At 42.7% G+C, this 15,594-nt stretch carries 6 protein-coding genes; 1 reads left to right on the top strand and 5 read right to left on the bottom strand.

Annotated features, from left to right (window positions below):
• Window positions 1-64: 64 nt before the first annotated feature.
• The 5 genes from ACFGVS_RS30210 to ACFGVS_RS30190 form a co-directional block, all read right to left on the bottom strand.
• Window positions 65-1,525, bottom strand: coding sequence for a cellulase family glycosylhydrolase (locus ACFGVS_RS30210; RefSeq protein ID WP_439696818.1), 1,461 nt, complete (start codon window positions 1,523-1,525; stop codon window positions 65-67).
• Between the two features lie 185 nt (window positions 1,526-1,710).
• Window positions 1,711-2,931 (bottom strand): glycan-binding surface protein, encoded by a 1,221-nt coding sequence (locus ACFGVS_RS30205; RefSeq protein WP_439696816.1) that lies wholly within the window; start codon window positions 2,929-2,931, stop codon window positions 1,711-1,713.
• A 34-nt stretch (window positions 2,932-2,965) separates the two neighbouring features.
• On the bottom strand, window positions 2,966-4,537 hold the full coding sequence (locus ACFGVS_RS30200) for a RagB/SusD family nutrient uptake outer membrane protein (protein WP_439696814.1): 1,572 nt from the start codon (window positions 4,535-4,537) through the stop codon (window positions 2,966-2,968).
• 8 nt (window positions 4,538-4,545) lie between these two features.
• Window positions 4,546-7,707 (bottom strand): SusC/RagA family TonB-linked outer membrane protein, encoded by a 3,162-nt coding sequence (locus ACFGVS_RS30195; protein ID WP_439696813.1) that lies wholly within the window; start codon window positions 7,705-7,707, stop codon window positions 4,546-4,548.
• A gap of 604 nt (window positions 7,708-8,311) precedes the next feature.
• Window positions 8,312-12,481, bottom strand: coding sequence for a hybrid sensor histidine kinase/response regulator transcription factor (locus ACFGVS_RS30190; protein ID WP_439696812.1), 4,170 nt, complete (start codon window positions 12,479-12,481; stop codon window positions 8,312-8,314).
• 1,110 nt (window positions 12,482-13,591) lie between these two features.
• On the opposite strand from ACFGVS_RS30190, the gene ACFGVS_RS30185 reads away from it, so the two are divergent.
• On the top strand, window positions 13,592-15,289 hold the full coding sequence (locus ACFGVS_RS30185) for a cellulase family glycosylhydrolase (protein WP_439696810.1): 1,698 nt from the start codon (window positions 13,592-13,594) through the stop codon (window positions 15,287-15,289).
• Window positions 15,290-15,594 lie beyond the last annotated feature (305 nt).

Here is a 15,594-nt window from a genome sequence, read left to right as displayed (position 1 = left end):
ATAAATAAAACCGGTGTGGTGTAAAAAATGCCCGGGCCTTTTGGTAAAAGCCACAGGCATTCATTTAATTGGCGCCTGCCTTGATGGCAACAATAGTACGCTGATCTTTTACTGTATAATTTCGTCTGTCTAAAGCGCCGCCTGTATCCCAAAAAAATGGCAGCATGCCGTTGGATTTCGCTTGTTTCGTAACATAGGTATTCCAATAATCTACTGCGCCCTCGTGCGTTGGCAGATCTAAAGGAACATGTGCACTATTGTCACGCCTGTAGGCGCCATACTCCCCTAAAAGGACGGGAATTCCCTTGTCGACAAATTTTGTCTTCATTCTATTGAAAGAGGCATCAACATCACTTTCTTCGCCCCAGGTGGCATTTCGTTCAGGCTCGATAGTTGAATGGTGCCCAGCACCCCAATAATAAAACATTTTACCCCAGCTGGCATCATTGTCCAGCAGGCAGCAGAATTGAAACGGCGAGTAATAATGCACCTCAACCATCAACCGGGCTGCCGCCTGGTCCTGCGGAAGGGATGTCATATAATCACTTGTTTTTTCCATGTTGGTAGAAGGGCCCTGAAGCACCAATACCCGATAGGCGTTTTTACCACCGGTTGATCTGACTGCGTTAATAAAGGTTTGATGATAGGTAGAAAGTATTGCTGTTGTCGCGGCATCATCTGCAGCCGGCTCATTGGCGCTGGCAAACATCAGGTGTTCGTCAAAATCGCGCATGGCCGTTGCAATTTGTTCCCATAGCGCCTTTTGTTTAGCGTTAACAGAATCTTGCTTTACCTTGGTAACGTTATTTTCAAGCCAGCCGCCATCCCAATGTATATTGAGTAAGACATACATATCATTTTTTACGCAATACCCCACCACTTCTTTCACCCTGTTAAGCCAGTTGCCGTCTATTTGTGCAGTTGCCTGGTTACTTAGATGGCCCATGTTCCAGGCACATGGAAGGCGTATAGCGTTAAAGCCCTGCTGTTTTACAAATTTTACATAATCTTCGGTGATAAGCGGATTGCCCCAGCCTGTTTCGCCACCAGAAGCTTCCAGGGTATTACCGATATTCCATCCTAATTTTATTTTAGCGGCCAACTGAACAGCATTACTGCTCATTCCCGTTGCGTCAGCTGCTTTTGGCGAGGTATTATAAGTTGGATAGATAGTGGTTGCCTGCGACACCGTTACCCTTCTTGACTGGCCATTAGACGAACTAACTTCTAAAACGATGGAGCGTGTTAGCCCTGTGGTATTTTGCGACAGCGTTGTTACATGAATGACAGTACTGCCGCTGTTACCAGATGTTGTATTCAATTGCAGCCACGAAGAACCCGGATTGCTGATGTTCCATGTGGCATTGCTTGCAACAGAAAAGTCCTGCGTTCCGCCTTCGGGCGTAAATGTAATTACGGACTGATTAACTGTTAATTCTGCGGCTGGATTATTCGCCTTTTTACAGGAAAAAAAAGAAGCAATCGCAACAAAAAATAATACTCTTAAAAAATTCAATGTTTTCATTTTTATAATATTTAAGCCCTTTTAGCAGAACCACACATTTTGCGCACTTTTCAGACTATTTATGACCAAACAAATAAGGACGACACCCGTCTGAGAAAGTGCTGAGCCAATGAGGCCTAAAAAAATGCCGGGACCTCTCGGTAAAGGCCCCAGGCATCCACTTATATTCAACTAAAACTCTCTTCTTATTTTATTCTTACTACCCTGATATTGTCAACAGCTATCTCAGAAGTTTTGATGGTAGTTGTACCATCATTAATAAATGTAACATTGATGGCACCTGCCCCTTCGGCCCCAAGTAAATCCGTTAGGCTGCCAGGTGGGTTTCCCGTACCATTATTTGTTCTGAACTCTGATAGTGGTATGGTTACTGTTTGCCAGCCCTTTGTAGTAAACTGCATTGTTGAACCGTTGGCATTCTTCCAGGGGCGATAAATGGCCGAATATGTCCAGGAATAATCTTTAACAATCTGGATAGCACCGGCCGACCATGGCGTTGTTACAGATACTTCAAACTTTAAAGCATAATGGTCCACTGTATCCTTTAAGCTGGTTTTAGGTACCCACTGCGCCCCATTCGTATTGATAGACCGCCCGCCATTCCACCAGGATCCGTCTCCGGCGCTGATATTAGTTGATTGCAATAGCCCATAATAGCCATTATTACCCGGATACGCGGCTGAGCTGTTAGATGTGCCCGATCCCCATGAAAAGTTATTTACATTATCATAATTATTCAACACGCCTGTTACAAAGTCATGTACCTTATAAACGGAGGTAGCCGAACCTGATTTTGTTGTAACACTTACAATGCCACCGGTTTGCGTAACACCTGCAGGTACCGCCAGGCTGATGCTGGTACCATCATTTGATGATTTATAACTGGTAATATTAATCCCGGCATAGGTAACGCTTTTTATAAAGAAAAAGCTTAGTCCGTTGATTTTAACCGAGTCGCCAGGGTTGGCATCTTCATTAGAAACGCCGGTAATTGTAGGCGCTGGTGCAACAATAGGGAACGAAAACGTAGTTTGCCCATGGTTGGTAACGTACTGAATAGTATTCAGCTTATCTGAAGGTACCGAAGGGAACGCGATAACCGCCGGGATTAAGACGATTGCACTGGTATCTGAAAACCAGGCATCGTTAAAAGAGCCTTTTACCCCGTCAAAATTAATAGCGAGCGCACCTTTTAAATTTTTACCTGAAATTACAACCCACTGGCCCGTGCCTACGCTGCTTAAAAGCGAATCACCGGGATGGGCTACATAATTGCGTATAGCGGTAATTACCGGGGTGCCTTTTGATGGTGAAGCATCCTTTTTACAGCCCGGCTGCATAACAACCACCGCGGCAAGCAAGGCAAGCACCAGGCAGCCTTTAATATGATAAATTAATTTTTTCATGATGTTTAAATTATATCAATGATCAAGAATACTGTTAATAATAAGCTACAGGTTCCTCCAGCAGCTTGGGATCGGCGGTTTGATCATTTGCCGGTATAGGCAGCGTAAATGTTGCAACTGTGGCCGGGGTGATGATCAATCCGTTAGGCGACGGCGTTTTTACGCCTGTAGCTTGACTGTAGGTAAACTGTTGCCTTTTTTGACCGTTAAGAGAATTAATGGCCGCCTGCGGTTTATAGTAAGAAAGGCGCACCAAATCAAACCAGTACTGGCCTTCAAATGCCAGTTCAATCCGCCGTTCTTTCCAGATCATATCTGGCGTAATACTCGTAACCGTGCTTACCCCGGCCCTGCTGCGTACAGCATTAAAATATTGTAGCGCCTGCGGGTTAGCAGTAGAACCGTTGTTGCCTAACAAGGCTTCGGCATATACCAGGTATACATCGGCCAGGCGTAAAACGGTGTTATGCTCGATGGACGACCATAGGTCCATAGTAGGCGAATTATTATCTGCAGCAGTACCAACAATGTGTTTTTTAACATTTACACCCGTAGCGGTATACCCGCCATTTGCGGCGTTAAGCTCAGGATATTTATCGCCGGTAAGCATATATGTGGCTTTGCGGCGCACGGAGTCATCCATGCTGTACTCGTTAGCCAAATCAAGGGTTGGGCCAATGGCGCCGCCCCAGCCACCGCCGCCGGTAACCAGGCTGCCGCTGGGGGCAAATTGAGCCTGTATAGCGTTACCTTGCCCATAGCCTACACCTGGCGCCCATTGAAAAGCAAATAATGATTCGGGGTTATCATTATACTGGGTCCTGAAAAGGTTGTAATAGCTTGGTAACAACGTTAAGCCACTGGTGTTGCAAACATTGCCGGCATAATACGCGGCACTATCAAGGTCAGATTGTTTGCGGGTGCCGTTTTGGCCTAAGCCTGCCCTGGTTAAATATACCTTTGCCAACAAGCCCTGTGCCGACCATGTAGTTACGCGTCCTGGCTGATCTGCTCTTGGCAAATTAGCTGCAGCATATCTTAAATCATTTATAATGAATTTATAAACGTCGGTAAGCTTATGACGGGGCACCAGCGGATTTGCTATCAGTTTATCATTATCTTCAATAATTGGCGCGGCGCCCCACAGTTGCGCGATAAAGAAATAAGATGTGGCGCGTATAAACTTCAATTCGCCAAGCGCACCTTTTTTACTGCTTACAGCCACACTATCCGGAAGGCTGGTGTTAATGGCTTTTATGTTAATGTTGCAATGGGCAACTATATCGTAAAAAGACTGCCACGACTGGGTAATATAGGAGTTTTGGCTTGTTATAGAAAAGGTAGTAAACTGAACCAGATCGGCGTTATAAGGCTGCAGCATATTACCGCTCATGATATCGCCAACACCAAGCAGCGGAAAATTGTTCCAGTTAGACCATGGCTGGGCATAAAGTGCCGCGGTAGCCAGTCTTAAATCCGAACCACTTTTATAAAAGTTATCTTTGGTTATACCGGTTAAGGGTGGCCGGTTAAGGTAATCCTTTTTGCAGCTGCTTATCATAACGACAAACAGCAGTACCATATTTATTTTTATGAGTTTCATCATCTTAAATTTTAGTTATTTAGCGATACGTTAAGACCAACTGTGTAAACACGCGGCTGAGCATAATATCCGTTATCAATACCCGCTGCCAATGGGTTCCACGAACCAATTTCAGGATCATAGCCGGTATATTTGGTAACCGTGAAAACGTTGGTAACGTTAACATACACCCGTAATGACCGTAGTTTGATCTTATTTAAAATGTTGTTTGAAAAGCTGTACCCCAAGGCGATACTTTTACATTTTAAAAACGCCCCATTTTCGATGTATTTGTCAGAAAAACGCTGATTGTCGTTACCACTGCTCTGGCTTATCCGCATAATATTGGTAGATGGGTTTGTGATATATACGTTGTTAATATCCGATGCAGAGCCGGTCGGGTCAATCAGCCCGATCTTGGCATAGTTGAGCACAGAAGGGAAATAGCCAAAGTTTTGATTAGGATTCTCGCCGTTTACCTTTATCTGGTTATAAACTTTATTGCCGTAATTACCAACCATGAAAACATTCAGGTCGAAATTTTTATAGTTAATGCTGTTATTGATCCCGTACTGGAATTTAGGTAAAGGTGATCCTAAAAAGGTTTGGTCACGGGCATCAATTATCCCGTCGCCATTAATATCCTTAAAAATAACATCACCTACCCAAACACCGCCTGATCCGGGAGTTATAGGTATCGAGCCTCCTCCGTTTTGGGATAACGCAGGATATTTAGTAAAGTCGGCAGCATTTTTGTAAATGCCCAATACCTGGTAACCGTAAAACTCACCTATTGACCGGCCAACTACAGTTTTGGTTACTGAGCCGTTTATTGCGGGGGTGCCATCAACCAAAGCGAGTACTTTGTTCACATTCCTGGAAAAGTTAATATTGGTGTTCCAGTTAAAGTCTTTCGATTTCACATTTTGGGTCGACAATGTAAACTCAAATCCCCGGTTGCCCACCGCACCAATATTTACATAAGGCGCCTGCACCGCCCCCGGCGAATATCCGCCCGAAGCGAATGTACCTGAGTAATAAGGCATGGTAAGGCTTAGCAACAGGTTATTTGTTTTACGGTAATACGCATCGACAGAAAATCCGATCCGCCCGCTTAACACAGAGGCATCCAAGCCAACATTATATGATCTTGTAGTTTCCCACTTGATATCGGGATTACCCGTTGTGCTGGTTATCTGCGAGTTGCCCGACAAGCCGGTGGGTATTGTGCTTAATGTTGAACCGTAGGCATATTCGGCTATATTTTGATTGTTTACCAGGCCATAACCAACTCTAAGTTTAAGATCATTGATAGCCCTCACGCCTTTAAGAAAGCTTTCGTGGTTTATCTTCCACGCCAGCGCGCCCGAGTAAGTGGTATTCCACCGGTGTGCTTTGGCAAATTTTGATGAGCCGTCATGACGTACCGTAGCGGTTAACAAATACCGGTCATCATAGGTAAAGTTGGCCCGGCCAAAATAGGCTTCTAAAGATCCCTGCCCTTTTACACCGGTATTGGTAGCGGTTGTTGCATCACCGCTACTTATGGTTTGCACGTTATTACTTGCAAAATTGGTGCGGGTAGCAGAAGAACCGCTGCTTTTAAGCAATTGAGCTTCGTGCCCGGCTACTACGTTAACATAGTATTTTTTTGCAAACGTATACTGGTAGGTTAAATAATTGGAGATTGAATTGTAAAAATTTTGCGCATTTGTTGTCGTACCGCTGTTGGTGGTTTTTGAATAAGCACCCATAACATACGATGGATTGAAATAATCCTCGGTGGCAAAGTCAAAGTTTCCGGCGACTTCATTACGCAGGGTAAGTTCGCGTGTAAATTGTATTTCGGCATAGGCGTTGCCCATTAATTGGTAACGGCTTTTAAAATCCTTTACAATAGTGGCTATAGCGAACGGGTTGGTACCAGTTGCGCCATAAATGTTAGGATCATTACCGCCCCATGTGCCATCGGGGTTTACTACATTTACATCCGGGGTTTGGTTAAGGGCCTGCAAAATTACCCCGGTATTGGAAGTAGCCACATTTTCGGCCACGTGTGCCATATTCAGGTTTACGCCAACCTTTAACCAGTTGGTGGTTTTGTTATCGATGTTTGCTTTTATCGAAGTTCTTTTAAAATCAGAGCCCAGCGCAATCCCTTGCTGTGAGAAATAGGTGCCCGATAAATAGTATTTTGTCCTGTCATCGCCGCCGCTGATAGCTATATTATGGTTTAGCATTGGCGCGGTACGGTACAAGGCTTTTTGCCAATTGGTGCCCACACCCAGGTATTGCGGATTGGCAAATTGCGGCCGTTTGTCGTAACCGATGATGGCACTCTTTTCATTCATGAAAGTGGCGTATTGCCGCAAATCCATTGCATCATAATACTTGGGTAATTTTTGCCAGCCCTGGTAACCATCATAGCTGATAAGCGGCGGCCCGGAGGCTCCCTTTTTTGTGGTAATAATAATAACACCATTGGATGCCTGTGAACCATAAATAGCTGTGGCCGAAGCATCTTTTAACACATCGATAGAGGCGATATCCGAAGGGTTTATGCTGGATAGCGGATTGGTACCGTTGCCCGGTATAGCCGACTGGCCGTTGGGCGGTATTTGCACACCATCAATAACGTATAATGGCGGCGCGCCTAAGAACCCGCCCAAACCGCGGATCTGCACGTTTACATCACCACCCGGCTGGCCAGATACCTGCTGTATTACAACACCTGCAACCTTGCCCTGCATGGCCTGATCAAAGGTTGTTGGCTGGGTTTTAAGAAGATCGGCCGCTGTAATTGACGATATAGATCCGGTAAGGTCGCTTCGCCTTTTGGTGCCATAGCCAATTACCACAACCTCGTTCAAATCGTTGGTTGATGGTTTAAGCACTACGTTAATAACCGAAGATGAGCCTACAAATATTTGCTGGGTAGTAAAGCTTAAAAAACTAAATACCAGCACATCGCCGGGTTTTGCATTAATGGCATAGCTGCCATCAACACCAGATAAAGTGCCGGTTGCTGCATTCTTTACTTTAACGGTTACACCGGGCAATGGTCCGGTATTATCGGCGCTGGTAATTTTACCTGTAATTTTTATGGTTTGCGCATAGCCCGTGAGGCTTAGCAACAGCATCGCCATTAGCAGCAATGCACCATGTCTTAATCTTTTTCGTAAATTTTTTTCCATGTTAATTGGGGTTCATAATTAATTGATAATTGGTTTGTTTATTTGGTTATTGGTTAGCTTCCCTGCATTGTTTTCCTCCCATCGTATTTATTGTTAAATTGAATTTATTACCTGCGTGCAATGGCCGAATGGCACACTGCTAACACTCAGATCAAATAAGATAATTCATGTAAAAAGCCCGTTATTGTTGCAACAGCCTACGCTGCCCGATGTATGTGGGGTATTAATGATGGCTCCCGAACTATTTTTGGTAACTGCCCGGCAGGCAAATAACAGGCGCTAATAAGTACACGTTTTGGCATAATGCTTAGTTTAATCAGGTTATTATTAAAATTGGTTATGTGCCTGCATCATTATATAATGACAGGCCTGCAGCAGCTATGTTGAATTTATGCCGCTTTGTATAGGTTAAAACTACAAGGGGTGGCGCAATCGATTGTTTAAAAATAGGGGCACAAATGTTAAATCATTTTAACTAACTTATTTTCAGGTAGTTAATATAAAAAATATTGATTTAATGGTAAAAAATAAGAAAAATACCGGCAGGAAGATTAACAAAATGGGCCAAAAGAGAGGAGAAATTGAGGGCTATGCGCCGCAATTATCAGGCTTTATCAGCCTGTTGCCTACTTTTTTGCTGATACGCCGACGGAAGACAATTGAATTCAGCTTTAAAGGATCGCACAAAATACTTCTGGCTTTTAAAGCCTACCTTGTATGATATCTGGGATATGGTTAACTGCGAGTTCTCAAGCAACTGCGCGGCACGCTTTAAACGGATAGACCTGACCAATTCAACCGGAGACTTTCCGGTTAAGGTGAGCGCCCTTTTATATAGTGTAACACGACTCACACATAATTCGCTACTGAGTTCTTCTACGGAGAAATCGGCATTATCAATATTTTTTTCGATAATCAATAAGGCTTTTTTAATAAAAGCCTCATCGAACGACTCGGGCACCACGTCTGTTGGCTTGGCGTCAAGCTGCTTTTGATAGGTTTTGCGCATGTCTTGCTGTATGGCAAGTATATTTTTCAGTTTAGATAGCAGAATCTCGAAGTTGAAAGGTTTGGTGAGGTAATCATTGGCGCCAGTTTCGAGGCCCTTTAACTGTTGCTCTTCGCCGGTTATAGCGGTAAGTAAAACAACCGGTATGTGCGATGTCCGTTTGTCGTTACGTATTTTGCGGCAAAGGTCTATCCCATTCATTTCGGGCATACTTATATCGCTAACTACCAGGTTGGGGTGCAGGGCCAGCGTTTTTTGCCAGCCTTCCTTGCCGTTTGCGGCCTCAACAATATGAAAAAAATCGTTTAAGTTGTCTTTTAAATAAAACCGGAAGTCCTCATTATCTTCAACCAGTAAAACAGTTGGGTTTTTAGCAGCAGCAACAGCCCCGGGTTGTTGCAAGGCTTGTTCGTCGGTCCCTGAAAGTTCTGCCAGGTTAAACCCGTCATCGGGCCATTGTCCTTCTGCCTCGGCCGTTAGGTGCACAGGCAGTAAAATGGTAAAATAACTTCCCTGCCCGGGTTCGCTTTCTACATATATTTCACCATTATGCAGCTTTACAAATTCCTTTGTTATTGACAGGCCAATACCGCTACCCTGGTTAACCATAGATCCGGGAATATCGTTTTGAAAAAAACGTTCAAAAATTTTATCCCTTTTATCCGCTGGAATTCCTATACCTGTATCAATAACCTTTATTTCGAGCATTTGCTGCCCGGGTGTTTGTTTGGTTGATAATAATACGCTCACGTGCCCGCCCTCCGGTGTAAATTTAAATGCATTGGAAAGCAGGTTAAATATGATACGTTCTATTTTATCGTGGTCAAAATTGATCACCAGGTTTTCAATTTCCGAGTCGAATACAAACCCGATATGTTTTTTTTCGGCAATATCTGAAAAGGAATAAGACATTTCCTTAATAAAGCTAACGATATCGCCGCTCCGGGCATGTAACCTCAGTTCCTGCACTTCCATCTTCCGAAAATCAAGCAGTTGGTTTACAAGGTTTAACAACCTTTTAGCGTTTCGCCTTATCATATTCAATTGCTCGCCCCGCTCTTTATCGGCATCAATAAGCATTTTATCAACAGGTGCCATAATTAATGATAATGGAGTCCTGAACTCATGGCTTACATTTGTTAAAAATTTAGTTTTCAACTGATCAAGCTCCAGCATACGCTTAACCTCCTGCCGTTCCTGTTCAATTAACAGCTTTGCTTCCTGTTTTTCTTTTTCGGCTATAAATTCCCTTCTTATTTTTTGTATTCCGCGCCGGCGTATAAAAAGAAGCGTTCCGGCTATCAGGAACAGGTAAATGACGTAAGCTAAAGTAGATTTCCAGAACGGGGGCAATACCTTAATTTTTAATTTTATATGTATGGGTTTCCATTTTCCCTCCTGGCCAATAGCCCTTACATTAAAAGTATAATTGCCCGCATCAAGGTTGGTATAGGTAGCTTTCCGGGTAGCATTGTCTGCGGTAAGCCACCCTTTATCAAAACCTTCCATCATATACTGGTGCATTATTTTATTGGGGTTAAAGAAATTTAAGGCGGCAAATTCAATCGTAAACACATTTTCGCTGTGATTCAGTGTTATCTCTTGTGTGGCCGAGATGGCTTTAGATAATATGATATGGCCATCAACTATTTCATTGGCTGCTATACTTTTGTTGAATAGCTGAAAACCGGTGAAAATTAATTTAGGCTCATCTATATTCGGATGTATACTCAGTGGGTCGAAAATATTAAAGCCATGCGAGCCGCCAAATACCAATTCCCCTTTATTGGTTTTTAAGGCTGCATTTATGCTAAACTCTCTGCCCTGCAGGCCATCTGTTTCATCAAAGTTTTCAAATTCAAACTTATAGGTTCCATTGCCAGGTTGCAGTGTTATCCGGCCAAGCCCCTTTGATGTACTTAGCCACATGGCCCCCCTGTTATCCTCCAATACATTCAAAACCTGGTTGTCGGGCAACCCTTCCTTTTTCGTCAGCGAAATAAAACGGTTGGTTTCAGGGTTCAATATGCTCAGTCCGTCCCTTGTTGCTATCCACATCAGGCCGCGGCTATCCTGAGTGATACTATTGATGTTATCGCCAATCAAACTGTTAGGGTCGTTGTTCTTTTTATTATAATGTATAACACCACGTCCATTTTTTAATATTTTATCTATCCCAAAATATCCCGCCACCCAAATGTCTCCCCGCTTATCCTCAAACAAAGCGGCTGTATACGGGCACCTGATTTCGGTTTGGCCGAACGGATGATAAAATATATTTTTCGAGCGGTCAAAAATTTCCAAACCGTTATCAAAAGTGCCAATCCATAATCGGTTTGATGAATCTTCCAGGATATTCCACACCCGGTCATCGGCAATGCTTGTGGGAACCTTGTCATTATGTTTGTAGTGAATAAATTTTTTTCCGTCAAAATGGTCCAGCCCGCCAAAATACGTACCTATCCATAGTTGCTGGTCGTGGTCGATACATAAGCTTACAATAATATCGCTGCTGAGGCTGTTCGGGTTTCCCCGATCGTGCTTATACTGGATAAACTTGCCTGTTTTGCGATCAAAATAAATTAAACCGCCTCCATTGGTACCAATCCATAAGTTACCGTTTTTATCCTCAACAAATTTGTTAACATCTTCAAAAGTAACACTCCGGGAATCTGAGGCAAAGTGTCTGTATAACGGGAACCTGATAATATTTTTATGATAATAACTTACTCCTTCCCTAAGCGTACGGGCCCACATAATGCCTGTATTGTCCTTGTAAACAGATGCTGTATTTTGTGCCAATGATTTTGCATCATCTTCCCTGTTCAGTAAATAAGTGATTTTGCCACTTTTTTTATCCAATATGTTTATCCCGCCATGATCAGTGGAGATCCACATGAGTCCGTCGTCGGCCTGGATAATATTTGTAATGATGTTCGATGTAAGTGGTGTCTCTGACGATTCTTTTGCAATCTGCCGGAACCGTCCCGTCCGGGGGCTGTAATAATAGGCGCGGGAGTCTATATTTGGGTTAAATACCCAAAGATCGCCGTCACTGTCAATAGTTATTGAGTAATTTCTACCCTTATTATTAGCTGCTTTTTTAAAAATATCGGTATGGTACGTAATTGCATTACGTTTTACGTCAAATAGCTCTACTACGCCGTCGTCATAAGCAAGCCATATATTGTCGCTTGCATCCTGCGCAATGTCTGTAACAAAACTTGAATATAATGATGGGCTGGAATTTTGGTGATGATAATAACGCGTGGCAGTTTTTTTCAGCTCATTATACCTGTAAAGGCCCGAATCGGGGCATAAAAACCAGAAGTCGCCATTCCCATTATGAAGTGTTTTGGAAACTATTGGATACCCCGGAAGTTTGAAAGGATAGACTACTGACCATACATCATTGTTAAACTGCTCCGTTTCGGGGTCATAAAAGGAATATCCGGCCCGGGTTGTTATCCATAATTTTTTGCCAGGCCCTTCACAAATATTAGTTACATAATCATCATTAATGGAGTATTTGTTATTTACATCGTGCTTAAATACTTTAAAAGTATAACCGTCATAACGGTTAAGGCCCGAAGCCGTACCGAACCACATGAAGCCCTTGGGGTCTTTAAATATGCAATTAACCTGGTTGTGAGATAGTCCGTTACTTATATTGAGCCGCGAAAACTGGTATTGGCTGTTTTGTGCAAAATTGTTGGTGTAAGCAAAAAACAATGCTGAAACGACAATATAAAGTTTTACGCGCATTAAAAATTAGTTGAAATCTTCGAAATCGGGAACCTGGCCCTTAAACAAGCCGGTATACTAAGGTAGTATAAAAGTAAGATAAATTCGTATTTAAAGAGATAAAAGCAGGGCAAACGCATCAAAATAGCTAATGGAATGAGTTTATGTCGTCGGTACGATTAAACATCAAACGACACCTTTTTTTATCGGCTGATTGTGGTTAATGATCCAACTGCCGAAGGGACTTATATTGGCCAAAAACAGGCACAAGCATCAGGATGCGCCTAAATTGTGCTATCAGTTTAGTGTTAACCATATTGAAACACAAAGCATTAATTATCAAATATTTATAGATATTTTACCTAAAATGTGTTAAGTTGTGTTAACCCAATTACATGTGTTTGCCCTGGAGATAAAAGTCTCAGTTGCTAACCATCACTTTAAAAATGAACAATATGTTGTAGTTACCCTGATCTTCAGCCTCAAGGAATATTCACTTTAAGTATTATTAGGCTTCCTAATATGGTTATCGAAAGACGATAGACACTCATTTTCGATACCGTTTTATCATTTTTCTTTCAGCTAAGGTGGCTATTTAGCCAAAATCCTTACAGACTCCATATTCTTTTTGACAAATTAACATTGAGCGCCCTATTTTCTAACTTTTGTGCCCCCATCATTCATTTATTTCTTCTGTAGTTTTACTACTCAATTAATAAACCTGTTAACAATTCAAATATTGCTAAATAAAATATACCTGTTATTCCAACGGCTGTGTTTTGTTGACTTTGATTGTATTGTTTTCATTAATTATCTACCTGCTTCGGAAAAACAAGATTTAACCAATTAAACAAATAAACCGGTTCGGACCCGTTTTATCCTATCGAAAAATGAAACTACTGTTAAACTCTGCCTTATGCGGAATGTCAACTGCTTTATTATTAGCTTTTTTAATACCCTACTGGCTGAAGGTATTTATAAATACAACTATTTATAACACTATCCATATAAACCGTAAAGGCAAAACGATATATATCCTTGCTTTACCTGGCTGTTTAACACTTTCAGATGCAATTAACCAATTTATTAATAGCGGCAAATTTATATGCCGCCCAGTTTAACCATTTTTTTATGAAGAACACTTTAAGTTATTTTTTATGCATTCTCGCAATTCCGGCATTTACAAGGTGTACGAAGCAAAAAAACGTTTCTCCTGATGTTATGCCGCTCGTTAAAACGAGCACCAAAAAGCTGACCGCCACCAGCTATCCCAGTTATAATATTTCGCCGCTTCCCCCCGATCAAACCGGTGTTGCAAGTACGGCAACTCAGCTTGCTGCAAAGTTCCAGTTAGGTTGGAATATTGGCAACACACTGGAGGCAACAGGCGGCGAAACCGCATGGGGCAATCCTACAGTAACCCAGGCGCTTATTGATCAGGTTAAAAGAAGTGGTTTCACCGCGGTGCGTATCCCTTGCAGTTGGGACCAGTTTGCTAACGCAACCACGGCTCAAATTCAGCAAACATGGCTTGACAGGGTGAAGCAGGTTGTTCAGTACTGCGTTAACGACGGTTTGTACGTAATATTAAATATACACTGGGACGGCGGATGGCTGGAGAACAATTGCACTACCAGCGCACAGGCCGCCGTTAACGCCAAACAAAAGGCTTTTTGGGAGCAGATTGCTACTCAAATGCGTGGTTTTGACGAACATGTTATTTTTGCGAGCGCCAACGAACCCGCCGTATCAGATGCTACAGGGATGGGAGTGCTGCTTTCTTATCATCAAACGTTTGTAAACGCAGTAAGATCGACAGGCGGGCACAATAGCTACCGGGTGCTGCTTATCCAGGGGCCATCTACAAGTATCGACTACTCAAATACTTTAATGAATACCCTTCCCACCGATCCGGCCTCCAATCGCCTGATGGTTGAAGTGCACTATTACACTCCCTTTAATTTTGCCGGTTTAAGCGCGGATGCAAACTGGGGTAATATGTTTTATTATTGGGGTAATGGATACCACTCTACAACCGATGCTTCACGAAATGCCACCTGGGGCGAGGAGTCGGATGCCACTGCAGAGTTTCCGAAGATGAAAACAAAGTTCATTGACAAGGGCATTCCGGTTATATTGGGAGAATATGGAGCTATCCGCAGGCTGCAAACGCTTTCGGGAGATGCATTAACATTACATGAGGCCGGCAGGGCTTACTATATTAATTATATAACACACCAGGCTTTGCAATACGGCTTGCGCCCATTTTATTTTGATGATGGCTCGACGGGGAATAATGCATTCAGAATTATTAACAGGCAAACTAACGGAGTTGCCGATCAGCAAGGTTTAGCCGCTGCAGTACAAGGCGCGCAAAACGGTACATCCTCAACCATCCAGGTTGGACAGGTTTACCAGATTTATAACAGGAACAGTTTTAAAGCTTTGGAGTTTGCCGGCTGGGGTACTGCAAATCAAACACTGGCCGACCAATGGGATTATTTACCCGGTGCAAACCAGCAATTTAAAATAGAAGATGCCGGAGGAGGTTACTATCGGTTAACCCCGATGCATGCCACCGGAAAATGCTTGGAAATGTATGGCTGGAATACCAGCAATGGTGGGCAGGTGGATTTATGGGACTACAACGCCGGTGCAAACCAAAAATGGTCAATTCAGATAACCGACAACGGATATTATAAAATTATCAACGCAAATAGCGGAAAGGCATTGGATGTTGCAGCATCTTCGCTCAATAACGGCGGCGCGCTTGACCAATGGACCTATTCCGGAGGCCGTAATCAACAATGGGGATTTGTGAAAATATAAGATAAATACAAAGCGATCAATTAAGTTATTTTACCAATCGCCAAAAATCTCTAATGCCTCTGTTTTAAATGAGGTATTAGAGATTTTTTTAATGTTAGATGCTGACGGCTTAATTCGGTTGACCCCAAAATGGTCTGAAATAAGGATTGAAACAGTGCACCGATACCTGGGCCAGAAACAAAAACAGGTTCAGGATAAACAAAAACAAATAAAGACCAAAGCCACCATCGTTTCCGCGATAATAGGAACATCAAAAACTCAGCTATAATTTGCATAAAAATCTTTAAACGTTTTAATTTTTAATA

The sequence above is a fragment of the Mucilaginibacter sediminis genome (assembly GCF_051903035.1).
GTDB lineage: Bacteria > Bacteroidota > Bacteroidia > Sphingobacteriales > Sphingobacteriaceae > Mucilaginibacter.
The sequence above is the reverse complement of the archived record's forward strand: the minus strand, read 5'-3'. Positions and strand labels throughout refer to the sequence as shown.

What these genes read in the sequence shown, in the direction of transcription:
- ACFGVS_RS30190 (WP_439696812.1), bottom strand. Translation starts at nt 12,481, where the DNA reads ATGCGCGTAAAACTTTATATTGTCGTTTCAGCATTGTTTTTTGCTTAC.
- ACFGVS_RS30210 (WP_439696818.1), bottom strand. Translation starts at nt 1,525, where the DNA reads ATGAAAACATTGAATTTTTTAAGAGTATTATTTTTTGTTGCGATTGCT.
- ACFGVS_RS30200 (WP_439696814.1), bottom strand. Translation starts at nt 4,537, where the DNA reads ATGATGAAACTCATAAAAATAAATATGGTACTGCTGTTTGTCGTTATG.
- ACFGVS_RS30205 (WP_439696816.1), bottom strand. Translation starts at nt 2,931, where the DNA reads ATGAAAAAATTAATTTATCATATTAAAGGCTGCCTGGTGCTTGCCTTG.
- ACFGVS_RS30185 (WP_439696810.1), top strand. Translation starts at nt 13,592, where the DNA reads ATGAAGAACACTTTAAGTTATTTTTTATGCATTCTCGCAATTCCGGCA.
- ACFGVS_RS30195 (WP_439696813.1), bottom strand. Translation starts at nt 7,707, where the DNA reads ATGGAAAAAAATTTACGAAAAAGATTAAGACATGGTGCATTGCTGCTA.